This is a genomic window from Streptomyces sp. NPDC002130 (genome assembly GCF_040296465.1).
GTDB lineage: Bacteria > Actinomycetota > Actinomycetes > Streptomycetales > Streptomycetaceae > Streptomyces.
In genome coordinates this window covers 22,680-49,336 of the sequence record NZ_JBEOXI010000029.1, presented here as the reverse complement: position 1 = coordinate 49,336, position 26,657 = coordinate 22,680, and the positions used below count along the sequence as shown (strand labels likewise).

The 26,657-nt window shown below is 72.1% G+C and carries 22 protein-coding genes; 13 read left to right on the top strand and 9 right to left on the bottom strand.

All coding sequences use genetic code 11. The features are described 5' to 3' along the window. Positions 1-44: 44 nt before the first annotated feature. The 5 genes from ABT116_RS08140 to ABT116_RS08120 form a co-directional block, all read right to left on the bottom strand. Complete coding sequence (locus tag ABT116_RS08140) at positions 45-3,164, bottom strand: efflux RND transporter permease subunit (RefSeq protein ID WP_351629526.1); 3,120 nt, start codon at positions 3,162-3,164, stop codon at positions 45-47. A 159-nt stretch (positions 3,165-3,323) separates the two neighbouring features. Further along, on the bottom strand, positions 3,324-4,007 hold the full coding sequence (locus tag ABT116_RS08135) for a response regulator (protein ID WP_351629523.1): 684 nt from the start codon (positions 4,005-4,007) through the stop codon (positions 3,324-3,326). After that, entirely contained in the window at positions 4,004-5,224 is a 1,221-nt protein-coding gene (locus ABT116_RS08130) for a sensor histidine kinase (protein ID WP_351629520.1), read from the bottom strand. The genes ABT116_RS08135 and ABT116_RS08130 overlap by 4 nt, the downstream gene beginning before the upstream one ends. A 139-nt stretch (positions 5,225-5,363) precedes the next feature. Beyond that, positions 5,364-5,642, bottom strand: coding sequence for a PspA-associated protein PspAA (gene pspAA / locus ABT116_RS08125; RefSeq protein ID WP_175432129.1), 279 nt, complete (start codon positions 5,640-5,642; stop codon positions 5,364-5,366). 23 nt (positions 5,643-5,665) lie between these two features. Then, positions 5,666-6,451, bottom strand: coding sequence for a PspA/IM30 family protein (locus ABT116_RS08120; protein ID WP_351629517.1), 786 nt, complete (start codon positions 6,449-6,451; stop codon positions 5,666-5,668). A 318-nt stretch (positions 6,452-6,769) separates the two neighbouring features. On the opposite strand from ABT116_RS08120, the gene ABT116_RS08115 reads away from it, so the two are divergent. Then, positions 6,770-7,369, top strand: coding sequence for a DUF3043 domain-containing protein (locus ABT116_RS08115; protein WP_344457273.1), 600 nt, complete (start codon positions 6,770-6,772; stop codon positions 7,367-7,369). Between the two features lie 83 nt (positions 7,370-7,452). Continuing rightward, positions 7,453-8,154 (top strand): class I SAM-dependent methyltransferase, encoded by a 702-nt coding sequence (locus tag ABT116_RS08110; RefSeq protein WP_351629514.1) that lies wholly within the window; start codon positions 7,453-7,455, stop codon positions 8,152-8,154. Positions 8,155-8,200: 46 nt separating this feature from the next. On the opposite strand, the gene ABT116_RS08105 is transcribed toward ABT116_RS08110, so the two are convergent. Beyond that, positions 8,201-8,413: a hypothetical protein gene (locus ABT116_RS08105; RefSeq protein ID WP_062926420.1), complete on the bottom strand. Its 213-nt coding sequence runs from the start codon at positions 8,411-8,413 to the stop codon at positions 8,201-8,203. Between the two features lie 222 nt (positions 8,414-8,635). Here ABT116_RS08105 and ABT116_RS08100 point away from each other — a divergent pair, with 222 nt between their 5' ends. Continuing rightward, the gene (locus tag ABT116_RS08100) at positions 8,636-9,835 is read left to right on the top strand and encodes a bifunctional adenosylcobinamide kinase/adenosylcobinamide-phosphate guanylyltransferase (protein ID WP_351629511.1); all 1,200 of its coding nucleotides are present in this window, start codon (positions 8,636-8,638) and stop codon (positions 9,833-9,835) included. Between the two features lie 23 nt (positions 9,836-9,858). Here ABT116_RS08100 and ABT116_RS08095 read toward each other — a convergent pair whose 3' ends face one another. After that, complete coding sequence (locus ABT116_RS08095; RefSeq protein WP_351629509.1) at positions 9,859-10,905, bottom strand: class I SAM-dependent methyltransferase; 1,047 nt, start codon at positions 10,903-10,905, stop codon at positions 9,859-9,861. Between the two features lie 213 nt (positions 10,906-11,118). On the opposite strand from ABT116_RS08095, the gene cobT reads away from it, so the two are divergent. Both cobT and ABT116_RS08085 read left to right on the top strand, forming a co-directional pair. Then, positions 11,119-12,276 carry a nicotinate-nucleotide--dimethylbenzimidazole phosphoribosyltransferase gene (gene cobT, locus ABT116_RS08090; RefSeq protein ID WP_351629507.1) on the top strand — a complete coding sequence of 386 codons (1,158 nt, stop codon included), beginning with the start codon at positions 11,119-11,121 and terminating at the stop codon, positions 12,274-12,276. Between the two features lie 134 nt (positions 12,277-12,410). After that, complete coding sequence (locus tag ABT116_RS08085) at positions 12,411-13,109, top strand: hypothetical protein (protein WP_351629505.1); 699 nt, start codon at positions 12,411-12,413, stop codon at positions 13,107-13,109. On the opposite strand, the gene ABT116_RS08080 is transcribed toward ABT116_RS08085, so the two are convergent. Beyond that, entirely contained in the window at positions 13,049-13,810 is a 762-nt protein-coding gene (locus ABT116_RS08080; RefSeq protein ID WP_351629504.1) for a hypothetical protein, read from the bottom strand. The genes ABT116_RS08085 and ABT116_RS08080 overlap by 61 nt on opposite strands. 60 nt (positions 13,811-13,870) lie before the next feature. Between ABT116_RS08080 and ABT116_RS08075 the strand changes: the two genes are divergently transcribed. Then, entirely contained in the window at positions 13,871-14,653 is a 783-nt protein-coding gene (locus tag ABT116_RS08075; RefSeq protein WP_351629501.1) for an adenosylcobinamide-GDP ribazoletransferase, read from the top strand. A gap of 81 nt (positions 14,654-14,734) precedes the next feature. Continuing rightward, on the top strand, positions 14,735-15,346 hold the full coding sequence (locus ABT116_RS08070) for an RDD family protein (protein WP_351629499.1): 612 nt from the start codon (positions 14,735-14,737) through the stop codon (positions 15,344-15,346). Here ABT116_RS08070 and ABT116_RS08065 read toward each other — a convergent pair. Beyond that, complete coding sequence (locus tag ABT116_RS08065) at positions 15,306-16,085, bottom strand: endo alpha-1,4 polygalactosaminidase (RefSeq protein WP_351629496.1); 780 nt, start codon at positions 16,083-16,085, stop codon at positions 15,306-15,308. The genes ABT116_RS08070 and ABT116_RS08065 overlap by 41 nt on opposite strands. A 441-nt stretch (positions 16,086-16,526) precedes the next feature. Here ABT116_RS08065 and ABT116_RS08060 point away from each other — a divergent pair, with 441 nt between their 5' ends. From ABT116_RS08060 to ABT116_RS08035, 6 genes are all read left to right on the top strand, one after another. Continuing rightward, positions 16,527-18,053 carry a leucyl aminopeptidase gene (locus ABT116_RS08060; protein ID WP_351629493.1) on the top strand — a complete coding sequence of 509 codons (1,527 nt, stop codon included), beginning with the start codon at positions 16,527-16,529 and terminating at the stop codon, positions 18,051-18,053. 291 nt (positions 18,054-18,344) lie between these two features. Next, positions 18,345-19,733 carry a dihydrolipoyl dehydrogenase gene (gene lpdA, locus ABT116_RS08055; RefSeq protein WP_033312603.1) on the top strand — a complete coding sequence of 463 codons (1,389 nt, stop codon included), beginning with the start codon at positions 18,345-18,347 and terminating at the stop codon, positions 19,731-19,733. A 63-nt stretch (positions 19,734-19,796) separates the two neighbouring features. Then, a complete protein-coding gene (sucB, locus tag ABT116_RS08050; protein WP_351629489.1) occupies positions 19,797-21,602 on the top strand; it encodes a 2-oxoglutarate dehydrogenase, E2 component, dihydrolipoamide succinyltransferase in 1,806 nt (601 codons plus the stop codon). 234 nt (positions 21,603-21,836) lie between these two features. After that, positions 21,837-22,460 carry a GntR family transcriptional regulator gene (locus ABT116_RS08045; protein ID WP_351629483.1) on the top strand — a complete coding sequence of 208 codons (624 nt, stop codon included), beginning with the start codon at positions 21,837-21,839 and terminating at the stop codon, positions 22,458-22,460. Positions 22,461-22,727: 267 nt separating this feature from the next. Continuing rightward, positions 22,728-25,430, top strand: a complete 2,703-nt coding sequence (gene aceE, locus ABT116_RS08040; RefSeq protein ID WP_351629480.1) for a pyruvate dehydrogenase (acetyl-transferring), homodimeric type — start codon at positions 22,728-22,730, stop codon at positions 25,428-25,430. Positions 25,431-25,634: 204 nt separating this feature from the next. Continuing rightward, positions 25,635-26,621 (top strand): helix-turn-helix transcriptional regulator, encoded by a 987-nt coding sequence (locus ABT116_RS08035; RefSeq protein ID WP_351629479.1) that lies wholly within the window; start codon positions 25,635-25,637, stop codon positions 26,619-26,621. Positions 26,622-26,657 lie beyond the last annotated feature (36 nt).

Genomic DNA, 26,657 nt, shown 5'->3' with positions numbered 1-26,657 from the left:
ACCGTCCGTGAAGGCCGGTGCCCGGCCGCCGCCGGGTCAGGCCGTCACACGCCCGCGCGCTCCGGCTCCGCCGCGTCCGTCCGCTGGGCCGGGAGGCCCTTCTTCGCCGCGCGCTTCTTCGCCCGGCGCTCCTTGCGGAGTTCGACCATCGCGTACAGCGTCGGGACCAGCAGCAGCGTCAGCAGCGTCGACGTGACCAGGCCGCCGATCACGACCACGGCCAGCGGCTGGGCGATGAAGCCGCCCTCGCCGGTGATGCCGAGGGCCATGGGCAGCAGGGCGAAGATCGTCGCCAGGGCGGTCATGAGGATCGGGCGCAGCCGGTGCCGGCCGCCCTCGATCACGGCCTCGACGACGCCGTGACCCTGCTTGCGGTACTGGTTGATCAGGTCGATCAGCACGATCGCGTTCGTCACCACGATGCCGATCAGCATCAGCATGCCGATCATGGCCGGGACGCCCATCGGGGTGCCGGTGGCGATCAGCAGGCCGATCGCGCCGGTGGCGGCGAACGGGATGGAGACGAGCAGGATCAGCGGCTGGACCAGGGACTTGAAGGTGCCGACCAGCAGCATGAAGACGATCGCGATGGCCGCCAGCATCGCCAGGCCCAGGTTGGCGAACGCCTCGTCCTGGTCCTCGGAGACACCGCCGATCGACGCCGTGGCGCCGTCCGGGAGCTTCAGCGCGTTGATCTTCGACTGGAGCTGGGCGCTGACCGCGCCGGTGTTGTCGCCGGTCGGCTTCGCGGTGACGGTGGCCGCGCGCTGGCCGTCGATGCGGGTCATCGAGACCGGGCCGTCGACCTGCTTCACCGTGGCGATGTCGCCGAGCTTCACCGCGCCGCCGAGGCGCAGTTCCTGAAGCTGCTTCAGGGTCTTGGCGGGCTTGGCCGAGCGGATGACGACATCGCGCTCGGTGTCGTCCAGGACCGCCTTGGCCGCGGTGGTGCCGCGAACGGCCTGGGCGACGGCGGCGCCGAGCGTCTGGTCGTTGAACCCGGCCGCGGCAGCCTTGTCGTTGGCCTTGACCGAGATGCGCGGCACGCTGGTCGCGAGGTCGCTGCTGACGTCCGTGACGTCGTCGAGCGAGGCGACCGTCTTGCGGACCTCCTCGGACGCGGCGCGCAGGACGTCGGCGTCGGCGGCCTTCACGACCACGCTGAGGTCCTGGCTGCCGAAGCCGTCACCGGCGGCGACGGTGGTCGTGCCGATGCCCTTCAGCCCGGCCAGGCCCTTCTCGATGCTGCTCTGGACGTCCTCGTAGGACGCCGAGTCGTCCAGCATCACCTGGTACGAGGCCTGGTTGGTGTCCGTGCCGCCGCCGAAGGCCGCCATGAATCCGGACGAGCCGACCGTGACCTGGTAGTCCTTCACGCCCTCGGTACCGGCGAGCAGCCGCTCGACCTTCTTCGCCTGGGCGTCGGTGGCCGCCAGGCTGGTGCCGGGCTTCAGCTCCTGCTTGACGGTGAGGACTTCCTGCTCGCCCTGGTCGAAGAAGTTCGTCTTCAGCAGCGGCGCCATGCCGAACGTGCCGACCAGGACGACGATCGCGATGGCCACGCTGGTGAGGCGGCGGCGGGTCGCGAAGCGCAGGACAGGGACGTAGATGCGCTGGAGGCGGCTCTTGGCCTCCTTCTCCTCAGCGATCCGGCGTGCCTCGTCCGCGTCCTCGGGGGTGCCCTTCGGGGGCCGCAGGAACCAGTACGACAACACCGGTACGACCGTCAGGGAGACGAGGAGCGACGCCAGCAGCGCGGCCGTGACCGTCAGGCTGAACGAGCCGAACAGTTCGCCCACCATGCCGCCGACCAGTCCGATCGGCAGGAACACCGCGACCGTGGTGAGCGTCGAGGACGTCACCGCGCCCGCGACCTCGCGCACGGCGTTGAGGATGGCCGAGTGGCGCTCCTCGCCGTAGCCGAGGTGGCGCTTGATGTTCTCCAGGACCACGATCGAGTCGTCGACGACCCGGCCGATGGCGATGGTCAGGGCGCCCAGGGTGAGGACGTTCAGCGACAGGTCGCGCGTCCACAGCACGATCAGGGCGAGGACCACGGACAGCGGGATGGACACCGCCGTCACGAGGGTCGAGCGGATCGACGCCAGGAAGACGAGGATCACCAGGACGGCGAAGAGCAGACCGAGCGCACCTTCGGTGGTCAGGCCCTTGATGGACTTGGACACGGCCGGGCCCTGGTCGCTGACGACCGTGAGGTTCGCGCCGGACCCGAGGTCCTTGCGGAGGTCCGGGAGCTTGTCCTGGACGGCGTCGGAGATGGCGACCGCGCTGCCGTCGCGGTCCATCGTCACGGCGACCGAGAGGCTCGGCTTGCCGTCGGTGCGGGTGATGGAGTCGGCCGTGGCCTCCTGCTGCTTCACGGTGGCGACGTCACCGAGGCGCACCGGCTTGCCCTTGCCGGGCTCGCCCGTGACCATCAGGTCCTGGATCTGGCGCAGCGAGGTCAGGCCCCCGCCGACCTGGACCGTGCGGTTGGCGCCGTCCTCGTCGAAGGAGCCGGCCGGGACGGTCGCGCCGCCCGCCTGGAGCGCCTGGGAGAGGGACTGCGAGGTCAGACCCGCCTTGGCGAGCTTGGCGTCGTCGGGCGTGACGGTGACCTGGAGGTCGCGCACACCGTCGACGGTGACCTGGCCGACGCCGTCGATGCTCTTGAGGTCCGGCACGACGGTCTTGTCGAGCTGGTCGGCCAGGGCCTGCTGGTCACGGCCGGAGGTGACGGCGAGGACGACGGTCGGGATGTCGTCCGTGGAACCGGCGACGACCTGCGGGTCGACGTCGTCCGGAAGCTGGACGCGGGCCCGGTTGACGGCCTGCTGGACGTCGGCGACCAGCTGCTCGGTGCCGTTGCCGTAGTCGAAGGACGCCATGATCACGGCGTTGCCCTCGCTGGCGGTGGAGGTGACGCCGCTGATGCCGTCGACGCCTTCGAGGCTGTCCTCGATGGGTTCGACGACCTGCTTCTCGACCACGTCCGGCGACGCGCCCTGGTACGGCGCCAGCACGGACACCATGGGCAGTTCGATGGTGGGCAGCAGCTGCTGCTTGAGCTGGGGTATCGCGATCGCCCCGAAGACGAGCGCGATGATCGACATCAGCCCGATCAAGGCCCGTTGCGCGAGGCTGAACCTGGACAGCCAGGACATGGGTGAAGGTCTCTCTTCTGTTAACGGCAGAAGCGGCAGCGGGCGCGCAGATGAGCGCCCGCCCCTACACCCTGAGCCATGGGGGGACGGTGTTTCGTAGACCCCAGGTCCATTTCCTTATGCGGCGCATACTCCGGCCGCAGTACGCCCGGGTCGAGCTCACTCCACCCTTGGTCGGACCAGGCCGGACTCGTACGCGGTCACCACGAGCTGGGCGCGGTCGCGGGCGCCCAGCTTGGCCATGGCCCGGTTGACGTGCGTCTTCACGGTCAGCGGGCTGACTTCGAGGCGCTCGGCGATCTCGTCGTTGGAGTGCCCGCCGGCGACCAGGACCAGCACCTCGCGCTCCCGGACGGTGAGCGAGTCGAGCCGCTCGCCGCGAGCCGGGTCGCTGTCGCCGTCGGCCGGGTCGTCCGTGGCGAGGAACCGGGCGATCAGACCCGTGGTGGCCGCCGGGGAGAGCAGGGCCTGGCCACCGGCCGCGATGCGGATGGCGTTCAGCAGCTCCTCGGGTTCGGAGCCCTTGCCGAGGAAGCCGGAGGCGCCGGCCCGCAGCGACTGCACGACGTAGTCGTCGACCTCGAAGGTCGTCAGGATGACGACCCGGACGTCGGAGAGGTCGGGGTCGGCGCTGATCATGCGGGTCGCGGCGAGCCCGTCGGTGCCGGGCATGCGGATGTCCATGAGGACGACGTCGGCCTGCTGCTCCTTCGTCAGCCGGACCGCTTCCGCGCCGTCGGAGGCCTCGCCGACCACCTCCATGTCGGGCTCCGAGTCGACGAGCACACGAAAGGCGCTGCGCAGCAGCGCCTGGTCGTCGGCGAGCAGGACACGGATGGTCATGCGGGGTCCTCCCCGGTCGGTGTGCGGTTCTTGACCGGCAGGATCGCATGGACGCGGAAGCCGCCGCCGTAGCGGGGACCGGTGGTGAGGGTGCCGCGCAGGGCGGTGACGCGTTCGCGCATGCCGAGCAGTCCGTGGCCGCCGCCGCTGTCCTGGGGCTCGTGCTCGCCGCTGCCGTCGTCGAGCACGGTGATCTCGATGTGCGGTCCGACGCGGACGACGCTGACCTCCGCCTTGGCCTGGGGCCCGGCGTGCTTCTGCACGTTGGTGAGGGCCTCCTGGATGATCCGGTAGGCGGCCAGGTCGACGGCCGCGGGCAGGGTGGTGCCCTGGTCGGCGCGGGCGACCTCGATGTGCAGGCCGGCGTTGCGGAAGGTGCCGGTGAGTTCGTCGAGGCGGTCCAGGCCCGGGGCGGGTTCGGTGGGGGCCTCGGGGTCGTCCGACTGCCGGAGCAGGCCGACGGTGGCGCGGAGTTCGTTGAGCGCGGAGCGGCTGGCCTCGCGGACGTGCCCGAGGGCTTCCTTGGCCTGGTCGGGGCGCTTGTCCATGACGTGGGCGGCGACCCCCGCCTGCACGTTGACCAGGGCGATGTGGTGGGCGACGACGTCGTGCAGGTCCCGGGCGATGCGCAGGCGTTCCTCGGCGACGCGGCGGCGGGCCTCCTCCTCGCGGGTGCGCTCGGCCCGTTCGGCGCGTTCCCTGATCGCCTGGACGAAGGCGCGGCGGCTGCGGACGGCGTCGCCGGCGGTGGCGCCGATGCCGGTCCAGGCGAAGATCGCGAGATTCTCCTGGGCGTACCAGGGCAAGGGGCCGGCCGACATGGCGGCGCCGGTCAGCACGGTCATGGTGAGCAGGCCGACGCGCCAGGTGGTGGGGCGGTCGGTGGTGGAGGCGACGGTGTAGAGCGCGATGACGGCGGACATCGCGACGGGGGCGCGGGGGTCGCCGGTGAGGGACTCGATGACGGAGAGGGTGCCGGTGAGGGCGAGGACCGTCATGGGGGCGCGGCGCCGGAAGACCAGCGTCGCGGCGCCGAGGGCCATGAGGACGAGGCTGAGAGGGTCGGGGGTGCGCAGGGCCCAGCTGACGCTGTGCTGGTGCCGGGGCTCCACGAAGGAACCGGCGACCATGCAGGTCAGGACGGCCGCGGCCAGGACGGCGTCCATGGCCAGGGGGTGCGCCTTGGCCTGGCATCGGGCCCGCGCGAGGGTGCTCACGGGGGTTTACGGTAGCCGGGGTGGGTGTGCGGGGGTATGGGGGGGCGGGGTCGCGAGGCCGGTTGTACGGCGCTCGGCGTCGGGGCCGGGTGCGTCCGCAGCCCGGCGTGCCGGAGTGCCGCCCTGGGCCGGCACGGGGCTAACCCGGAATCAAGCCGTCGTCGCTGAGGAGCTCCCGGACCTCCTCCAAGGTCGCGTCGGGAGACGGCAGGATCAGTTCCGACGGTTCCAGGGAGTCGTCCGGGAGGGGGTCGCCGAGGTCGCGGACCCTGGCCAGGAGGGCCTGGAGGGTGCGGCGGAAGCCGGGGCCGTCGCCGTTCTCCATTTCCGCCAGGAGTTCGTCGTCCAGCTTGTTCAGCTCGGCGAGGTGGCCGTCGGCCAGACTCACCTGGCCCTCCCCCATGATCCGTACGATCATGTCGCCCTCCTAGGCGTGGACCCCTACTGCTTGTCGAAGCGCGGGGTGTCCTGCGGCTGCTGCTGGGCCTGCTGCTGGCTCGTGCCACCTTCGAGGGCCTGCTGCCCGCTGCTCGGGCCTCCGGCCAGCTCGGCCTTCATGCGCTGCAGCTCCAGCTCTACATCCGTACCACCGGAGAGCCGGTCCAGCTCGGCCTGGATGTCGTCCTTGTGCATGCCGGAGGGGTCGTCGAGGGCGCCGGAGGCGAGCAGCTCGTCGATGGCGCCGGCGCGGGCCTGGAGCTGGGCCGTCTTGTCCTCGGCGCGCTGGATCGCCAGGCCCACGTCGCCCATCTCCTCGGAGATGCCGGAGAAGGCCTCGCCGATCCGGGTCTGCGCCTGCGCCGCCGTGTACGTGGCCTTGATGGTCTCCTTCTTCGTACGGAAGGCGTCGACCTTGGCCTGCAGCCGCTGGGCCGCGAGGGTGAGCTTCTCCTCCTCGCCCTGGAGCGTCGCGTGCTGGGTCTCCAGGTCGGTCACCTGCTGCTGCAGCGCGGCCCGGCGGGAGAGCGCCTCCCGGGCCAGGTCCTCGCGGCCCAGCGCGAGCGCCTTGCGGCCCTGGTCCTCCAGCTTGCCGGACTGCGACTGCAGCTGGTTCAGCTGCAGTTCCAGGCGCTTGCGGGAGGTCGCCACGTCGGCCACGCCACGGCGGACCTTCTGCAGCAGCTCCAGCTGCTTCTGGTACGAGTAATCGAGGGTCTCGCGCGGGTCCTCGGCCCGGTCAAGGGCCTTGTTCGCCTTCGCGCGGAAGATCATCCCCATACGCTTCATGACACCGCTCATGGGCTTCGCGCGCCCCCTTCTGACCGACTCCGGCAGCTGCTCCTGCGACAGAACCCACAGTACGGGCCCTGCATCCATTACCGCACTGTTCGGGGACGGATGCGCTCATCCCCAAGGACGACTGCGTGCGCTCCCGCTCCGGCGTAGGGAGTAGGTGGTCCCCGGGATCTCCGGAGCCGTACACCCCGGGGACCATCCGGAGGCGTACGCAACGTCCCCTCTGTCCCCCTTACTGACGACTGGTGTTGCCGGATCGTTCCCCACCGGGCTGGGGTCCATGCCCGGAAGCCCTTACCCTTGGGTTTTGTGTTCCGTAGCCGTGCGAAGGATGAGAAGGCCCAGGACGCCGACAAGGCGCCGGTGACCGACTCCAGTCAGCCCCGTCACCCCGAGGCCCCCAAGGGCCGCCCCACGCCCAAGCGCAGCGCGGCCCAGTCGCAGCGCCGCAGCGTGGCCAACACGTCGACGACGCGCAAGGAGGCCGCCAAGCGACAGCGCGCGGAGCGCCGTACCGCGATGGAGCGGCAGCGCCAGGCGCTGGCGAGCGGCGACGAGCGGTATCTGCCCGCGCGTGACAAGGGACCGGTCCGCCGGTTCGCGCGCGACTTCGTCGACTCGCGGTTCAACATCGCGGAGTTCTTCCTGCCGATGGCCGTGGTCATCCTCGTGCTGAGCATGGTGCGGGTGGCGGCGCTGCAGAACATCGCGCTGCTGCTGTGGCTCGTGGTGATCGTGCTGATCGTGCTCGACTCGTTCGTCACGTCCTTCCGGCTGAAGAAGCAGCTGAACGAGCGCTTCGCGGGTGAGAACAAGCGCGGCGCCGTCGCCTACGCCCTGATGCGTTCCCTCCAGATGCGCCGGCTCCGGTTGCCGAAGCCGCAGGTCAAGCGCGGAGAGCGGCCCTGACCACGACGCCGTTCTCCGGGGGTGCGGCGGATGCCTGGCTGGACAAGCTGGGCGGGCTGCGCGATGTCGTCCGTCAGGAGCTGGTGGCCCGCCAGCTGGACGAGCAGATAGTCGGCCGGTTCCCGGTCGGTCGGCGCCTGCGGGTGCTCGACGTGGGGATGGGCCAGGGCACGCAGGCGCTGCGGCTGGCCCGGGCCGGGCACCAGGTGACCGGTCTGGAGCAGGACGCGACGATGGTCGCCGTGGCCCGGGAGTCCCTCTCCGGGGAGCCGGAGGGCATCCGGGAGCGGATGCGGATCATCGAGGGCGACGGCCGGGACACCGGCGTGCACTTCCTGCCGGGCAGTTTCGACGTGGTGCTGTGCCACGGCGTCCTGATGTACGTGGAGGAGCCCGACCCGCTGCTGGCGGGGCTCGCGCGGATGCTCGCGCCCGGCGGGCTGCTGTCCCTGCTGGTGCGCAACGGCGACGCGCTCGCGATCCGGCCGGGCCTGTCCGGTGACTGGTCGGGGGCGCTGACGGCCTTCGACACCGTCTCCTACCGCAACCGGCTGGGGCTCGACGTGCGGGCCGACCGGCTGAAGGACCTGACGTCGACGCTCGCGGGGATCGGGGCGCCGCTGCACGCCTGGTACGGGGTTCGGGTGTTCACCGACACGGCGGCGGACGGCGCGGAGGTGCCGGCCGACGTGGAGACGCTGCTCGCGGTGGAGGAGAAGGCCGGGCGGACGGATCCGTACCGCGGGGTGGCCGCGCTGCTGCACCTGTGCGGCGTGCGCGGCTGACACACGGAAGGGGGGCGGGGGCCGACGGCCCCCGCCCCCTCCGGGCTCACGCCTCGGCCGCGTGCAGGCTCATCGGCCCGTAGATCTCCGTGGCGTCCTCGAACAGTCGCACCTGGTCGGCACCGCCCTCCTGGAGGGCCTTCCAGTGCTCTCCGATCCAGGACTCGGCGTCCCCCTGGGTGGGGAACTCCTCCGGCGGCACCGCGGGCTGGACCTCCGTCCCGTCGGTCTTCTCGAACCGCCACGTCCATGCCGCCATGTACGCCTCCCATGTGTGTGAGCACACTGCACAGCGAAAGCCGGATCTTGGTCCGGCTCCTCCTCAGAGCGTAAGCGCTCCGCCGGGTGGGGCGTTATAGGCCTTGCGAGTGCGCGTAATCGGGCGCGTTCGGGTTGTTGCGGGCTGGTCGCGCAGTTCCCCGCGCCCCTTCAGGGGCGTCTCCATCACGCGTGTCCCATGCTCACGGGTGAGAATCGTTGCGTGGAACTCACTCTGCTCGGCACCGGCGCCCCCGCGGGACTCCCCCGCCCCGACTGTCCCTGCGCGGCCTGTGCGGCCGCCCTCGGTCCCGACGCGCGGGCGGCCACCTCGCTGCTCCTGGACGGGGCGCTGCTGCTCGACCTGACGCCGGGCGCGGCGTTCGCGGCGGCGCGGGCGGGGCGTTCCCTGACCGGTGTACGGCAGGTGCTGCTGTCGCATCCCCACGACGGGCCTGCGGTCGAGGTGCCCGCCGGGCTGCCGCAGCCCGGACGGGTGCCGGACGGGCGGGAGTTGACGCTGCTGACGGGGCACCGGGTGCGGGCGGTGGCGCTGGACGCGCCGGGCACGGGGTACGCGGTGACCGGGCCGGAGGGACAACGGCTGCTGTATCTGCCGCCGGGCGGAGCGCCGGCGGGTCTGGAGCAGCCGGCCGAGTCGTACGACATGGTCCTCGCGGACGTCGTGGGGCGGCCGGACGCGCTGGCCAGGCTGCGGGCGGTGGGGGCGGTCGGGCCGACGACCGACGTGGTCGCCGTTCACCTGGATCACGACCTGCCGCCCGGCCCCGAGCTCGGGCGGCGGCTCGCGGCGGCCGGGGCGCGGGCCGTGCCGGACGGGGTGACGCTGGTGGTGGGTGCGTACGAGGACGTGCCGGACGTGCCGCGGCGGACCCTGGTGCTGGGCGGGGCGCGGTCGGGCAAGTCGGTGGAGGCCGAGCGGAGGCTGGAGGCCTTCCCGGACGTGCTGTACGTGGCGACGGGCGGGTCGCGCAACGGGGACACGGAGTGGTCCTCGCGGGTGGCGGCCCACCGGGACCGGCGGCCGGGGTCGTGGCGGACGGTCGAGACCTGCGATCTGGTGCCGTTGCTGGAGGCCGAGGGGCCGCCCCTGCTGATCGACTGTCTGTCCTTGTGGCTGACCGACGCGATGGACTCCGCCGGGGCGTGGGACGACGCGGTGTGGGCGGAGCGCGGGGAGAAGGTGCTGCGGGAGCGGGTGCGCGAGCTCACGGAGGCGGTGCGGGTCACCCGGCGGACGGTGGTCGCCGTGTCGAACGAGGTGGGGTCCGGGATCGTGCCGTCGACCGCGTCGGGAAGGCGCTACCGGGATGAACTCGGGCGGCTGAACGCGCGGTTCGCGGACGAGTGTGAGCATCTGCTGCTGGTGGTGGCGGGGCAGGCGATGGTGCTGCGGGGCTGAGGCGCCTCCCCCTCAGCCTCCGTCTACAAAGCTGTTCGGGCGATCACCCGGTAGGTGTTCGCGAAGCGCGTGCGGCGGGCCACCGGGGCGATGAGGTGGTCCGCCAGTGCCGCCACGGCCACCAGGGGGGCGCCGGCGCGCAGCAGGGCCGTTCGGGCGTGCCGCTGCACGGGGGGCGGGGGGATCGCCCGCCAGGGGGTGTCCGGGGCGGGCAGCGCGTGGGAGAGGGCCAGGGACGTGGCGCCCGCGAGGTCGTGGGGGACGTGGACCGGGCGGTGGTCGAGCGTCAGGATCGTGCAGCCGGCCGACTCCAGTTCCGCGCGGACGTTCTGCGGGGGCAGCAGGTGCAGGTGGCGCGGCTGGTCGTAGGGGAGCCACCAGCGGCCCAGCAGGGCCGCGAAGACGCTGCGGGGGCTCAGGGTCTCGATGAGCAGGTGGCCGCCCGGGCGCAGGACGGAGAGGGCGGCCCGGAGTTCCGCTCGGGGGTCCGGCGTGCCCTCCAGGTGGTGGAGCATGCTGACCACGTCGTAGCGGGCGCGCAGGGGGCCGGCGATCCGGGGGTCCGTCAGGCGGCCGACGTGGGCTTCCTCGACGCGGTCGGCCGTGCGGGCGCGGACCACGCGCGGGGTGGGGTCGAGGCCGTCGAAGCTGGTGTAGGGAAAGAACTGACGGGCCGTGGCGGGGAAGCGGGCGTGGCCCGTCCCGACGTCCAGCCAGCTCTCCGGCTCGCCGCAGCGCAGCATCGCGCGGGCCGCCGAGCGGTGGCGACGGGGGCTGCCGCGCAGGGCGAGGAGGCCGTCGCTCGCCGGGTCCCTGGGCGTCCCGCGCGCGGTCCGGTGGTAGAGCGCGAGACCCTCCACCGTGAGGCGGGGGTTCTGGAAGGTGTGGCCGCACTCCCGGCACGCGTCGACGGTGAAGCTGCCCGGCTTGTACTGCCGCAGGTCACCGGTGCGCAGCCGGTTCCGCAGCTGTGCGGAGCCGCACCAGGGGCAGTCCTCCCGGCGCGGTTCGTGGACCGGTGCGGTCGCCTGGGAGACGGGGAGTGCGGACGAGGCGGGGTGTGCGGGCATGGGCGGCTCCCGGGCGCGACGGCGTACGGCGAGGACGTACGGCGGGGACGTCGCACGACCGTGTACGACCACGTACGACCGCCTACGGCCGTGTACGACAATCCGCTGCAAAACGGAACGTATGGGATGCCGATCTCGGGTGCAACGACGTCGCCCTCACGGAGTGGTGATGTGGCGCCGTGCTGTTCGACCCGGGCCGGTACTGTTCGGCGAATGAGCTCGCTTAATCTCGACGACTTCACCGATCTGATCGAGCGTCCGGACGGCGGGATCCGCCGTGACGCCGAGGCGCGCCGGGAGCGACAGATCGTGCCGCCCGGGTCGCTGGGCCGACTCGACGAACTGGGTGAGTGGCTGGCGGCGGCGCAGTCCGCCGTGCCGGTCCGGCCGGTCGAACGGCCGCGGGTGGTGCTCTTCGCCGGTGACCACGGCATCGCCGAGCTGGGCGTCTCGGCCCGGCCGGCGGGCAGCGCCGGGGAGTCGGTGCGCGAGGTGCTGGAGGGCGGCCGGCCCGTGTCGGTGCTGGCACGGCGGCTGGGCGTGCCGGTGCGGGTCGTCGACATGGCCCTGGACTGCGACCCCGAGGCCTTGCCGGCGGACGTCGTACGGCACCGGGTGCGGCGCGGCAGCGGGCGGATCGACATCGAGGACGCGCTGACCCCCGAGGAGGCCGAGGCGGCCTTCCTGGCCGGGGTCGCGGTGGCCGACGAGGAGGCCGACTCGGGCACGGACCTGGTGGTGCTCGGCGATGTGAGCGTCGGCGGCACCACGGTGGCGGGCGTGCTGGTCGCGGCGCTGTGCGGGGTCGACGCGTCGGTCGTGACCGGGCGCGGCGGGCAGGCGATCGACGACCTGGCGTGGATGCGCAAGTGCGCGGCGATCCGCGACGCGCTGCGCCGGGCGCGTCCGGTGCTCGGGGACCAGTTGCGGCTGCTGGCGGCGGTCGGCGGGGCCGACATCGCCGCGATGACGGGCTTCCTGCTGCAGAGCGCGGTGCGCAAGCTCCCGGTGGTGCTCGACGGGGTCGTGGCGGCCGCGTGCGCGCTGGTCGGGCAGCGGATCGCGTTCCGGGCGCCGGACTGGTGGCTGGCCGCGCACGACAGCGGCGAGCCCGGGCAGGCGAAGGCGCTGGACCGGATGGCGCTGGAGCCGCTGCTCACCCATGGTGTGACCGTCGGGGAGGGCGCGGGCGGCCTGCTGGCGCTGCCGCTCGTGCAGGCCGCTGCCGCGCTGGCGGCGGAGCTGCCCGAGAAGCCGAAGGAGTCCGAGGAACCGAAGGGGTCCGGGGAGTCCGAGGGGGCCGAGGAGCCGGGTGGGTCCGAGGAGCCGGGTGGGCCGGAGGCCTCGGAGGCGGCGCCCGCCGGGCAGTAGCGGTCCCGAGATCCAGGTCACTCACGCCTGGCTCAACTTCGTCCCGTTCCGGCCGGTCTTGGAATGTGGTGTCGGTTTGACCGAGTCACAGACACCCTCAGACCACGCCGTGCACGGACGAGGACGACCGCCGGATGACCACGCTCGCCCGCTGGGCCCGCGCCGAATGGGGTGCGCTGTACGCCGCGGTGCGCGGGCCGCTGGCCGAGCGGCGGTGGCGGGCCGCGCCGTTGGCGGTCGGGGCCGTGTGCCTCACGGCCGTGCTGCACGTCGTGCACAGCCAGGCGTGGGGCTACCAGCTCGTGCAGAGCGCCGGTGGCGTGCGTGCCGAGGACCCGTTGTGGCTCGCGCTGCTGCGCACGCCGCTGTCGCTCTTCGTGCCCGCGCTGGATCTTCCGGTGTGGGGCGCGCTCGTCCAGATCCTGCTGGTCTTCGGCATCGCCGAGCTGTGCCTGGGCCGGTGGCGCACCCTGGCCCTCGCCTACGTCGCGACGCTCGCGGGCACGCTGTACGCGCGCCTGGGCATCTGGCTGGGCCCGGACTCGCCGCTCGGGCTGCCCGCCTCGGACGCCCGGGTCGTGGACACCGGGCCGTCGGCGGCGGTGGTGGGCCTGGCCGTCTTCCTGGGCCGGCGCCACCGCGCGTACGTCACGGCCTCGGTGGTGATCGTGGCGATGGTGGTCGAGGTCGCACTGAAGGAGAACCTCGCGGGCAAGGAGCACCTGGCGGCGATCGTGGCGGTACTGGTGCTGTGCGCGGCGGGCGAGCTGCGTCAGCGGCGTTCGAGGGAGCGGGTCGGCTCAGGGTCGGGCGCGCCGCCGATCCAGTCCTGAACAGCTCGCATGGGAGTCGCCCAGCGGCGGTCGTGGTGGTAGGAGCGCAGGGCGGATCTGGCCCGGGCGCGGGGCCTGTTGCGGTAGAAGCGTTTGGCCCACGGGGAGGTGGGCCGGGCCAGCCGTACGGCCGCGACCAGGGCGACGAGCGGGATGATCACGCCGAGGACGGCGAGCCGGACCTTGCCCTTGAACAGGGCGATGAGGGCGAACGCGAAGTTGACGAGGACGTTGACCAGGACGACGGCGCGGTTCTGCTGCTGGTCCTCGTCGAGGTCGTTGACGCCCAGCGGCGAGAAGCCGATCAGGAGCAGGCCGACCAGGGAGGCGGTGAGGACGACCATCTCCACGCTCTTGCGGCCGTCGGGGCTCCAGTAGACGTCGGCGAGATGCAGGACCAGGGCGAACTCGTCGAGGACGAGGCCGGCGCCGATGCCGAAGAGCACCGCGGCCAGGCACGACCCGAAGCCGTGCTGGCCGCCCGCCACCGCGCCGAAGCCGCCGACGATCGTCAGGATGACCCCGGGGACCACGTGGTGGACATGGACGCCACCGCTGCTGACGTTGCCGAAGGGGCCTCTGCCCGCCCGGATGAGGCGGGTGATGAGCCGGGTGATCAGGAAGGTCAGCACGAAGGCGACGAGAGCGAGAAGCAGCGGCAGCTTGCCGGGTTCGATGATGTTCCGCTCCAGCCATCCCATATGTGAACTTTATCCTCGGCTGCCGTACCCGCTCTCCTGACCGGCCGGTAGCCTGCGCCGGTGCCCAGAACCTCGTCCTTCGACGGCCTCCGCTTCGCCTTCGGCACCCTCACGGTGATCCCCGTCCGGGTGACCCGGTGGGACCGGGAGGCCGCACGCGGCGGCATGCTGTGCGCTCCGCTGGCGGGTCTCGCGGTCGGTGCCGCCGCCGCCGGGCTCGGGCTGGCGCTGCTGTTCCTCGGCGCGGGCGCACCTCTCGCCGCCGTGGCGAGTGCCGCCGTGCCGGCCGCCCTCACCCGGGGGCTGCATCTCGACGGGCTCGCGGACACCGCCGACGGGCTGGGCAGCGGGAAGCCCGCCGAGGACGCGCTGCGGATCATGAAGCAGTCCGACATCGGGCCGTTCGGGGTCATCACCCTCGTCCTCGTCCTGCTCGCACAGGTCGCCGCGCTCGCCCAGGCGTACGACGCCTCCTGGGCCCGGGGCGCGTGCGCCACAGTCGTCGCGGCGGCCCTCGCCCGGCTGGCCCTTACGCTGGCGGCCCGGGCCGGGGTTCCGGCGGCCCGGCCGGAGGGGCTGGGCGCGGCGGTCGCGGGCGTGGTGCCGGTGCGGGGCGCGGTGCTCGCCGTGGTGGCCGTCACGGTGGCCGCGGCAGCGGCGGGTGCCCTCTTCGGGCCGTACGGCGTGATCCGCACGGTGCTCGCGGCCGTCCTCGCCCTGGCCGCCGCCGAGGTGCTGCTGCGTCACTGCACGCGCCGGTTCGGCGGGGTCACGGGGGACGTCTTCGGCGGTCTGGCGGAGACGGCGGCGACCACGGCGCTGGTCGTTCTGTCACTGGGCTGAAACGATCTCCTCGTGACTCTCCTGCACGGGCCGCTCGGCCGCTGGCTTCCTGCCCCGACACACAAGTGATCGGGGGACGTCATGCCGAAGCTGCGCCGCGCCCTGGCCTGGCTCGTCGATTTCGCACTGGTGGTGGCGCTGGCCTCGGCGCTCGCCGTGCTCACCTTCCACCGGGTCTCCGCGCTCGTCACCGACGTGCCCGAGCTGGCCACCCGCGGCGGTTTCGACCTGCTGACCTCGCGCGGTGACGTGCTCGACGCCTCGCAGGACCTCGGGCTCTCGCTGTGGAACAAGTCGGTGCTGTACGTCGGGCAGGCCTTCGGGCTGCTGGTGCTGACGGTGTTCCTCAACCAGTGGGCGTGCCTGTCCCTGGCCGGGCGCACGGTCGGCAAGGCCCTGGTGGGACTGAAGGTCACGACAAACTCCCCGCGCAGGGTCAGGGCGGCGCGCCGGGCCGCGGTCACCACCGCCGCGGACGTCGCCGTGTACGCCGTGGCCTGCGTGCTGCTGGTCGAGGGCCAGGTCGTGCTGTCGGTGCTGGTGTGGGCCGTCGCGGTGGTGCTGTTCCTGCTGAACGCGCTGCCGGTCCTCTCCCCCGCCCGCCGCTCCCTCGCCGACCGGTTCGCGGGCACCTCCGTCACCGGGATCGGGCTCAGCAGTCCCGTCGCCATGCCCCCAGTTCGTACTTCTTGAGCAGCGAACTGAGCTTCAGGCGGCGCGAGTCGGCGCAGAAGCGGCGGGTGGGAACCTCGTACTCGACGTGGAAGACGGCCTTGCCGGCCGCCACGAACGGCTTGAGGGCCGTGCACTCGCGGTACTGGGCGCACTGTTCGTTGACCGCGAAGTCGAAGTCGCCGACCAGTTCCGGGATCTGGTCCAGGTCGTTCTTGAGGCCGACGGCCAGGCCCCGGTCGTGGGCGAGCCGGGCGATGAGGCGGTTGTAGCGCAGCTGGTCGGTGGCCGTGAGCGGGAAGCCCGTGTCGTTGCGGTAGCCGTCCATGTTGTCGGGTTCCACCGCGTCGAAGCCCTTGTCGCGGCACATGTCGATCCGGGCCGCCATGAGCGGCTCCAGGACGTCGGTGCGGCGGATGTCGAGCCAGCGCTCGCCCTTCCAGCCGTTGCCGCGGCCGAGGACCCGCTCGGGGAAGTCACCGGCGTCCGGGCGGAACTCCTCCCAGGCGCCCGTGGAGAGGTAGCAGATGACCTTGCGGTCCTCGTCGTGCAGCCGGGCGACGGTGTCCCCGGAGTGGTCGAAGCCGTCGATGTCGTAGACCGGCACGTCGACGGAGGTGTCCAGGCGCCCGCTGAGCTGCCACTGCCAGGCGGTGCCGGGGCGGGGCTGCCAGCGGGGGCCGGGCTTGTCGTCGGGGGCCCTGGAACATCCCGCGAGCAGCAGGACGAGCAGGGCGGCGAGCAGGGACGGGCGTCTCACGGGGCGAATCTCCGTGGTGTCTGGGAGGGGCGCAGGGCGTACGGCAGTGTGCCGCCGCCGGTGCCGTACCAGTCGCGGTGCCGGTGCGGGGGCGGACAGCAGGAGCCGTTCGCGACCCATCATCGGCAGGACGGTGGCCGCGGCCACGTGACGGGACCGCCCTGCGGCGAAGACGGCCCCGGCCGGGGCGGCACCGGGCAGTGTGACCCGGTTCACCGGTGTGAGGGATCAGGAAATGGCCACTACGCCACCGACGGGTGAACGCCCGCAGGAATGAGCGAACGAGGCCACGCGCGTAGTCTCGTCGTCGAGTGTTCGCCGCACCGGGGAAGGCCCCGTGAGACCAGCCCTAGAAGGTCGACATAGGGTCGGCTGTCGGGCCCGGTCGACCCACACCGTTCGACCCCAGAAACTTCACATCGGAAGCGAGATTTCACCACCGTGACTGCTCTCACTCTCAGCACCGCCGCGGCGCCCGGTCTGCGGGCCGACGCGATCGTGATCGGTGTCGCCAAGGGTGCCAAGGGGCCGGTCGTCGCACCGGGCGCCGAGGCCGTGGACAAGGCGTACGACGGCAGGCTCGCCGGCGTTCTGGAGACTCTCGGCGCCTCCGGCGGCGAGGGCGAGGTGACGAAGGTGCCGGCGCCGTCCGGCTTCAAGGCACCGCTCGTCCTGGCGGTCGGCCTGGGCGCGGTCCCGGAGAAGGACGCCGACTACGACACCGAGGCCCTGCGCAAGGCCGCCGGTGTCGCCGCCCGCGCCCTGGCCGGGTCCAAGAAGGCCGCCTTCGCACTGCCGCTCAGCGACGCCGCCGACGCGGGCGCGATCGGGGAGGGCGCGCTGCTCGGCGCGTACTCCTTCGACGCCTACAAGGACAACGGCAAGGACCCCAAGGCGAAGAACGGCAAGGCTCCCCTCGCCGAGGTCGCCCTGCTCGGGGGCAAGCCCCGCGACAAGGCGTACAAGGCCGCCGTCGAGCGGGCCGTGGCCGTGTCCGAGGAGCTCAACCGCGCCCGCGACCTGGTCAACACCCCGCCGAACGACCTGAACCCCGAGTCGTTCGCCGCGATCGCGCAGGCCGCGGCCAAGGAGCACGGCATCAAGGTGCAGGTGCTCGACGAGAGGGCTCTGGTCAAGGGCGGCTACGGCGGCATCCTCGGCGTCGGCGCCGGCTCGGCGGCGGGCCCGCGTCTGGTCAAGCTGTCGTACACCTCCTCGAAGGCCAGGAAGCACCTCGCCCTCGTCGGCAAGGGCATCACGTACGACTCGGGCGGCATCTCGCTGAAGCCGGCCGGTCACAACGAGACGATGAAGTGCGACATGAGCGGTGCGGCCTCGGTGTTCGCCGCGGTCGTCGCCGCTGCGCGTCTCGGCCTGGAGGTCAACGTCACCGGCTGGCTCGCCCTGGCCGAGAACATGCCCTCCGGGTCCGCGACCCGTCCGGGTGACGTGCTGCGGATGTACAGCGGCAAGACGGTGGAGGTGCTCAACACCGACGCCGAGGGCCGGCTGGTGCTCGCGGACGCCCTGTGGGCGGCGTCGCAGGAGAAGCCGGACGCGATCGTGGACGTGGCGACGCTGACCGGGGCGATGGTGCTGGCACTGGGCAACCGGACGTTCGGGATCATGGGCAACGACGACGCGTTCCGCGCCGCGCTGTGCGAGGCCGCCGAGGAGGTCGGGGAGCCGGCGTGGCCGATGCCGCTGCCGGAGCACCTGCGCAAGGGCATGGACTCGCCCACGGCCGACATCGCGAACATGGGCGAGCGGATGGGCGGCGGCCTGGTCGCCGGTCTGTTCCTGCGCGAGTTCGTGGGCGAGGGCATCACCTGGGCGCACCTGGACATCGCCGGCCCGGCCTTCAACGAGGGCGGGCCCTTCGGGTACACGCCGAAGGGCGGCACGGGGACGGCCGTGCGGACGCTGGTTCGGCTGGCCGAGCTGACGGCTTCGGGTGACCTTGGCTGAGTTCGCCTCCTAGCTCGGTCTCGCCTGTTGTGTGGCGGGTGCGGGGGCGTGGGGGCTGTTCGCGCAGTTCCCCGCGCCCCTCAGGGGGCACGCGCCCCTTCGGGACGTGGCTCATCTGAACGTGGGGCGTCTCACACCGCAGCCCGGCGTCTCCTTGTGTGCCGACAAGTGCGAAGATGGGGCTCGGCAGGACAGGGCCCCACCGAAGGGCCGAAGAACGAGCGGCCGGACACCAGCCGCCTGCCGGTCATCGAAGACCGGCTCACGGCGCACATGCATGGAGGACGTGACGTGGCGAACGACGCCAGCACCGTTTTCGACCTAGTGATCCTCGGCGGTGGCAGCGGTGGTTACGCCGCGGCCCTGCGCGGGGCGCAGCTGGGCCTGGACGTCGCCCTGATCGAGAAGGACAAGGTCGGCGGCACCTGCCTGCACCGGGGATGCATCCCCACCAAGGCCCTGCTGCACGCGGGCGAGATCGCCGACCAGGCCCGCGAGAGCGAGCAGTTCGGTGTGAAGGCCTCCTTCGAGGGCATCGACATCGCCGGGGTCCACAAGTACAAGGACGGCGTGATCGCGGGCCTGTACAAGGGCCTGCAGGGGCTCGTCGCCTCCCGGAAGGTGACGTACATCGAGGGTGAGGGCCGCCTGTCCTCCCCCACCTCCGTCGACGTGAACGGCCGCCGCGTCGAGGGCCGCCACATCCTGCTCGCGACCGGCTCCGTGCCGAAGTCGCTGCCCGGCCTGGACATCGACGGCAACCGGATCATCTCCTCCGACCACGCCCTCGTCCTGGACCGCGTGCCGAAGTCCGCGATCATCCTGGGCGGCGGCGTCATCGGCGTCGAGTTCGCCTCCGCCTGGAAGTCCTTCGGCACCGAGGTCACGATCGTCGAGGGCCTGAAGCACCTCGTCCCGGTCGAGGACGAGAACTCCTCCAAGCTCCTGGAGCGCGCGTTCCGCAAGCGCGGCATCAAGTTCAACCTGGGCACCTTCTTCCAGAAGGCCGAGTACACCCAGGACGGCGTCAAGGTGACCCTCGCCGACGGCAAGGAGTTCGAGGCCGAGGTCCTGCTGGTGGCCATCGGCCGCGGCCCGGTCTCCCAGGGCCTGGGCTACGAGGAGCAGGGCGTCGCCATGGACCGCGGCTACGTCCTGGTCGACGAGTACATGCGCACGAACGTGCCGACCATCTCCGCCGTCGGTGACCTCGTCCCGACCCTCCAGCTCGCGCATGTCGGCTTCGCCGAAGGCATCCTGGTGGCGGAGCGCCTGGCCGGTCTGAAGACCGTTCCGATCGACTACGACGGTGTCCCGCGGGTGACGTACTGCCACCCCGAGGTCGCCTCCGTCGGTATCACCGAGGCCAAGGCCAAGGAGATCTACGGTGCGGACAAGGTCGTCGCTCTGAAGTACAACCTCGCGGGCAACGGCAGGAGCAAGATCCTGAACACCGCGGGCGAGATCAAGCTCGTCCAGGTCAAGGACGGTGCCGTCGTCGGCGTCCACATGGTCGGCGACCGCATGGGCGAGCAGGTCGGCGAAGCCCAGCTGATCTACAACTGGGAGGCGCTGCCCGCCGAGGTCGCGCAGCTCATCCACGCCCACCCGACCCAGAGCGAGGCGCTCGGCGAGGCCCACCTGGCCCTCGCAGGCAAGCCCCTCCACGCGCACGACTGACCCCTCGGTCGACGAACGCGACGACACAGACTTCCGCACTTTCCGTAAGGAGCAACCGAAACCATGGCGGTTTCCGTAACCCTTCCGGCGCTCGGTGAGAGCGTCACCGAGGGCACTGTCACCCGCTGGCTGAAGGCCGAGGGCGAGCGCGTCGAGGCCGACGAGCCGCTGCTCGAGGTGTCGACCGACAAGGTCGACACCGAGATTCCTTCGCCCGCCGCCGGTGTCCTGGCCTCCATCAAGGTCGCCGAGGACGAGACGGTCGAGGTCGGCGCCGAGCTGGCCCTGATCGACGACGGCAGCGGCGCGCCCGCCGCCGCCGAGGCCCCGCAGGCCGAGCAGGTCGCCGAGCCCGCTCCCGAGCCGGCCCCGGCCGCCCCGTCCACCGAGCAGGCCGCCCCGGCGCCCGCTCCCACCGCCGACGCCGCCACCGGCGGCGGCTCCGCCGAGGGCACGGACGTCGTCCTGCCCGCGCTCGGCGAGTCCGTCACCGAGGGCACGGTCACCCGCTGGCTGAAGTCGGTCGGTGACAGCGTCGAGGCCGACGAGCCGCTGCTCGAGGTCTCCACCGACAAGGTCGACACCGAGATCCCTGCGCCCACCTCGGGCACGCTGCTGGAGATCGTGGTCGGCGAGGACGAGACCGCCGAGGTCGGCGCCAAGCTCGCCGTCATCGGCGAGGCGGGTGCCGCTCCGGCCGCCGCCCCCGCGCAGGAGGCCCCGGCCGCCCCGGCGCAGCCCGAGCCCGCCCAGGCCCCGGCGCCGCAGCAGGCCGCCCCGGCCCAGCAGGCCCCGGCTCCGGCCCCGCAGGCTCCGTCGGCTCCGGCCCCGCAGCAGCAGACCACCCCGGCTCCCGAGCCGGCCCCGGCCGCTCCCGCGCCCGCCCCGGTTCCGGCCCAGGCCCCGGCCGCTCCGGCCGCCGCCAAGCCGGCCGACGACGGCGCCTACGTCACCCCGCTGGTACGCAAGCTCGCCGCCGAGCAGGGCGTCGACCTGGCCACCGTCAAGGGCACCGGCGTCGGCGGTCGTATCCGCAAGCAGGACGTCGTCGCCGCCGCCGAGGCCGCGAAGGCCGCCACCGCTCCGGCTCCGGCCGCCGCCCCGGCTGCCCCCGCCGCCAAGAAGGCGCCGTCGCTGGAGGCCTCCCCCCTCCGTGGCCAGACCGTCAAGATGCCTCGCATCCGCAAGGTCATCGGCGACAACATGGTCAAGGCCCTGCACGAGCAGGCCCAGCTGTCCTCGGTGGTCGAGGTCGACGTCACGCGCCTGATGAAGCTGCGCGGCCGTGCCAAGGACGCGTTCGCGGCTCGCGAGGGCGTCAAGCTCTCCCCGATGCCGTTCTTCGTCAAGGCCGCGGCCCAGGCGCTGAAGGCGCACGCGCCGATCAACGCCAAGATCAACGAGACCGAGGGGACCATCACCTACTTCGACACCGAGAACATCGGTATCGCGGTGGACTCCGAGAAGGGCTTGATGACCCCGGTCATCAAGAACGCCGGTGACCTCAACCTCGCCGGTATCGCCAAGGCCACGGCCGACCTGGCGGGCAAGGTCCGCGCCAACAAGATCACCCCGGACGAGCTGTCCGGCGCGACCTTCACCATCTCCAACACCGGGTCGCGCGGCGCGCTCTTCGACACGATCATCGTGCCGCCGGGCCAGGTCGCGATCCTCGGCATCGGCGCGACGGTCAAGCGCCCCGCCGTCATCGAGACGGAGGAGGGCACGGTCATCGGCGTCCGCGACATGACGTACCTGACCCTGTCCTACGACCACCGCCTGGTGGACGGCGCCGACGCCGCCCGTTACCTGACGGCGGTCAAGGCCATCCTGGAGGCGGGCGAGTTCGAGGTCGAGCTCGGCCTCTGACCCTCTTTCACGGTTGCACGGTGCCCCTGTCCGGAATTCTCCGGGCAGGGGCACCGCCCGTTTTTCAGGGGCGCGGGGAACTGCGCGGGCAACCCCCCACAACCGTCAGCCGAACGACAACCCCACTCCCCCGTGTAAGTCTCGTCTCACCTGCACCAAGACACCCCCACCCGCCCCACCCGCGGCGCGAACCGGCCGTATTGTCTAAACGTCAATCCCGACCGAGGAGCCCTCATGACCGCGCCCGTCATCCACTCGCTCCGCGAGCAGATCCGCGAGCACATCCTGGAGGGGATCATCAGCGGACGCTGGCAGCCGGGCGAGCGGATCGTCGAGCGCCGGATCGCCACCGAGCTGGAGGTCAGCCAGACCCCGGTCCGCGAGGCGCTGCGCGAGCTTGAGTCCCTGCGTCTGATCGAGTCCGCTCCGAACAAGGGCGTGCGCGTCCGCAACCTCACGGCCGCCGACCTGGAGGAGAGCTACCCGGTCCGGGCCGGACTGGAGGCCATCGCCGCCGAGCTGGCCGCCCAGGGCCTCGCGGAGGACTGCACGGCTCTGGAACCCCACGTCACCGCCCTGTACGAGGCCGACCGCGTCGCCGACGGCACCGCCCAGGTCCGCCACACCGTCGCCTTCCACCGCGAACTGGTCCGCGCCGCCGGCAACTCGGTGCTGCTGCACACCTGGGAAGGCCTCGGCATCGAGGTGTTCACGGCCCTGTCCATCCGCTGGCTGGGCACGCAGCAGCAGTCGTACGCCGAGGAGCACGAGGAGCTCGTCGCCGCGTTCAAGCGCCGCGACCCCCGGATCGCCGAACTCGTGAAGGCGCACGTCCTGGGCTGCGCGCCCCGGGCGTGACACTCGAGCACATCCCCGCTCAAAAGCCTCCGACCTGCGAAAACCATTCGAAAACCAGTCACCGCGTGCCACTGCCGGAGGCACCCCGTGCCTACTTTCTCGTGATCAAGAGGTTTTGCCCCTCAACCCTTTGATCGATCATCGATCAGCGAGTTACAGTCGCCGACGGGCTTGCCACCCAAGCCCTCCGCCCTGTCCTGCCAAAGACAAAGGGCACCCCCGATCCCGCATGTGAGGGAACCCCCTTCGACTGAGGAAGGCGGCGACATGACCGACCCCAACGCCATCCAGCCGAGCGAGCTCGACCAGCTCCACGACCGGGACCCCGAGGAGACCGCCGAATGGCAGGCCTCCCTGGACGCGGTCACCAAGGCTGCCGGGCCGCACCGTGCCGCATACCTGATGCGCCGCACGCTGGAGCGCGCCGAGGGCGCCGGCATCGCGCTGCCGAAGCTCCTCGAGACCGACTACGTCAACTCCATCCCGACCTCCGCCGAGCCGGCCGTGCCCGGTGACGAGGCGCTGGAGCAGCGGATCACCGCGTGGAACCGCTGGAACGCGGCCGCGATGGTCACCCGCGGCAGCAAATACGGCGTGGGCGGCCACATCGCCACCTTCGCCTCCGCCGCCTGGCTGTACGAGACCGGCTTCAACCACTTCTTCAAGGGCAAAGAGGCCGACGGCTCCGGCGACCAGCTCTACATCCAGGGCCACGCCTCCCCCGGCATCTACGCCCGCGCGTTCCTCGACGGCCGTCTGGACGAGGAGCAGCTCGACAACTTCCGCCGCGAGGCGGGCGGCAACGGCCTGCCCTCCTACCCGCACCCGCGCCGCCTGCCCTGGCTGTGGGAGTTCCCGACGGTCTCCATGGGCCTCGGCCCGCTGTCGGCCATCTACCAGGCGCGCTTCAACCGCTACCTGACGAACCGCAACATCAAGGACACCTCCGCCTCGCACGTGTGGGCGTTCCTCGGCGACGGCGAGATGGACGAGCCCGAGTCGACGGCGGCCCTGGCGCTGGCGGCCCGTGAGGAGCTCGACAACCTCACGTTCGTCATCAACTGCAACCTGCAGCGCCTCGACGGCCCGGTGCGCGCCAACTTCAAGATCGTGCAGGAGCTGGAGGCCCAGTTCCGCGGCGCCGGCTGGAACGTCGTCAAGACGCTGTGGGGCACGGCCTGGGACGAGCTGTTCCAGCTCGACACCACCGGCGCGCTCGTACGCCGCCTGCGCCAGGTACCCGACGCGCAGATCCAGACGTACCAGACCCGTGACGCGGCCTACATCCGCCAGGACTTCTTCGGCGGCGACCCGGCGCTCGTGGAGATGGCGAAGTTGCTGAGCGACGACAAGATCCTCGAGTGTTTCCACCTCTCGCGCGGTGGTCACGAGTCCCGCAAGGTGTTCGCCGCGTACAAGGCGGCCGTCGAGCACAAGGGCGCGCCGACCGTGATCCTGGCCCAGACGGTCAAGGGCCACACCCTCGGCGAGGGCTTCGCGTCGAAGAACGCCAACCACCAGATGAAGAAGCTGACGGTGGACGAGTTCAAGAACATGCGCGACCTGCTGGAGCTGCCCATCAAGGACAGCGACTTCGTCGACGGCGTGGTCCCCTACGGCCACCCGGGCGCCGACTCCCCCGAGGTCCGCTACCTCCAGGAGCGGCGTGCCGCCCTCGGCGGTCCGGCCCCGGCCCGCCGCGTGCACCCGGTCGCGCCGCTGCCCGCCCCGGCGGACAAGGCGTTCGCGTCCTTCGACAAGGGCTCGGGTTCGCAGAACGTGGCCACCACCATGGCGTTCGTCCGCCTGGTGAAGGACCTCGTCCGCGACAAGGAGACCGGCAAGCGCTGGGTGCCGATCGTCCCGGACGAGGCGCGCACCTTCGGTATGGAGTCGCTGTTCCCGTCGCTCGGCATCTACTCGCCGAAGGGCCAGACGTACGAGCCGGTCGACCGCGACCAGCTGATGTACTACAAGGAGGCCAAGAACGGCCAGATCCTCAACGAGGGGATCACCGAGGCCGGTTCGATGGCCGACTTCATCGCCGCTTCGACGTCGTACGCGACGCACGGCGAGACGATGATCCCGTTCTACATCTTCTACTCGATGTTCGGCTGGCAGCGCACGGCCGACCAGATGTGGCAGCTCGGCGACCAGCTCGGCCGCGGCTTCCTCGTCGGCGCCACGGCCGGCCGTACGACCCTGACGGGCGAGGGCCTGCAGCACGCCGACGGCCACTCCCCCGTGATCGCGGCGACCAACCCGGCGGCGCTGTCGTACGACCCGGCGTTCGCCTACGAGGTCGCGACGATCGTCAAGGACGGTCTGCGCCGGATGTACGGCGAGGCCGCCCCGGGTGAGGACCAGAACGTCTTCTACTACCTGACGGTCTACAACGAGCCGCTGCCGCAGCCCGCGAAGCCGTCCGTCGACGGCATCGACGAGGGCATCGTCAAGGGCCTGTACCGCTTCAACACGGCGGAGTCGGCGGGCATCACGCCCCCCGCGAACGCCCCGCGCATCCAGCTGCTCGGCTCCGGTACGGCGATCCACTGGGCGCTCAAGGCGCAGCAGTTGCTCGCCGAGGAGTGGGGCGTGGCGGCCGACGTGTGGTCGGCGACGTCCTGGAGCGAGCTGCGCCGGGACGCCCTGGAGGCGGACGAGGCGCTGCTGCGCGGCGAGGAGCGGGTGCCGTTCGTCCGGCAGGCGCTCCAGGGCGCCGAGGGCCCGGTGCTGGCGGTCTCCGACTACATGCGCCAGGTCCCGGACCAGATCGCGCAGTGGGTCGAGCAGGACTGGTCCTCGCTGGGCGCCGACGGCTTCGGCCTCTCCGACACCCGTGAGGCGGCCCGCCGCCACTTCGGTGTCGCCGCCGAGTCGATCGTCGTCGCGGCCCTGGCCCAGCTCGCCAAGCGCGGCGAGGTGAAGGCGGCGGCCGTGAAGGAAGCGCGCGAGCAGTACGGTCTGTAGGGGTCTGCGGCCCTCATCGGTCCCGGTCGTTCGTCGACTGCGGGCCGGTGGGGGCTTGTCGCGCAGTTCCCCGCGCCCCTGAAGCAGGCCTGCTCGGGCCCGCCCATTCTCGGGGGCGCGGGGCTGTATCGAATTGCGGCTCCGCCGCGTGGGCGCGACAGGCCCCCCACACACCCGCACCCGAACACGCACCATGATGGCCCTATGCGTGCTGCCCGGCTGATCAAGATGGTGCTGCTGCTCCAGTCCCGGCCCTCCATGACGGCCGCCGAGCTCGCCCGAGAGCTGGAGGTGTCGGAGCGGACGGTCACCCGCGACGCGCAGGCGCTGTCGGAGGCGGGCGTGCCGGTGTACGCGGACCGGGGCCGGGCCGGTGGCTACCGGCTGGTCGGCGGGTACCGGACGCGGCTGACCGGGCTGCACCGCGGCGAGGCCGAGGCGCTGTTCCTGTCCGGGGTGCCGGGGGCGCTGCGCGAGATGGGCCTGGAAGACGCCGCCTCGGCGGCCCGGCTGAAGGTGTCGGCGGCGCTGCTGCCCTCGCTGCGGGACGCCTCCCGGTCGGCGGCGCAGCGGTTCCACCTGGACGCGCCGAACTGGTTCAAGGAGCCGAAGACGCCGGCCCTGCTCCCGGCCGTCGCCGACGCGGTGTGGGACGACCGCCGCATCAGCGCCCGCTACCGGCGCGGGGAGGACGAGGTCGTCCGGGAGCTGGAGCCGTACGGGCTCGTACTGAAGGCGGGCGTCTGGTACCTGTGCGCCCGGGTGGCCGGGCCCGAGTCGTTCCGGGTCTACCGGATCGACCGGTTCACGGCGGTGGACACGGACGGTGAGCGCTTCGAGCGGGAGCCGGACTTCGACCTGCCCGCGTTCTGGGAGGAGCGGGCGGAGCAGTTCGCGCGGTCCATCCTGCGGGCGCGGGTCGTGGTGCGGCTGTCCCCCGACGGGGTGCGCGCACTGCCGTACGCCCTCGACTCGGTGTCCGCCCGGGAGGCCCTGGCGGACGCGGACGCCCCGGACGCGGACGGCTGGGTGACGGTGGCCCTGCCGGTGGAGTCCGAGGAGGTCGCCCACACCCAGCTGGCGGCGCTGGGCCCTGAGGCGGAGGTGCTGGCGCCGGAGAGCCTGCGCGCGCGGTTCGCCGGGGACGCGGCCCGGCTGGCCCGGCTCTACCGGCCCGAGGACGGCGCATAACGATCCCGCCCACTCCGGGTGCGCCCCTGTGTCCCA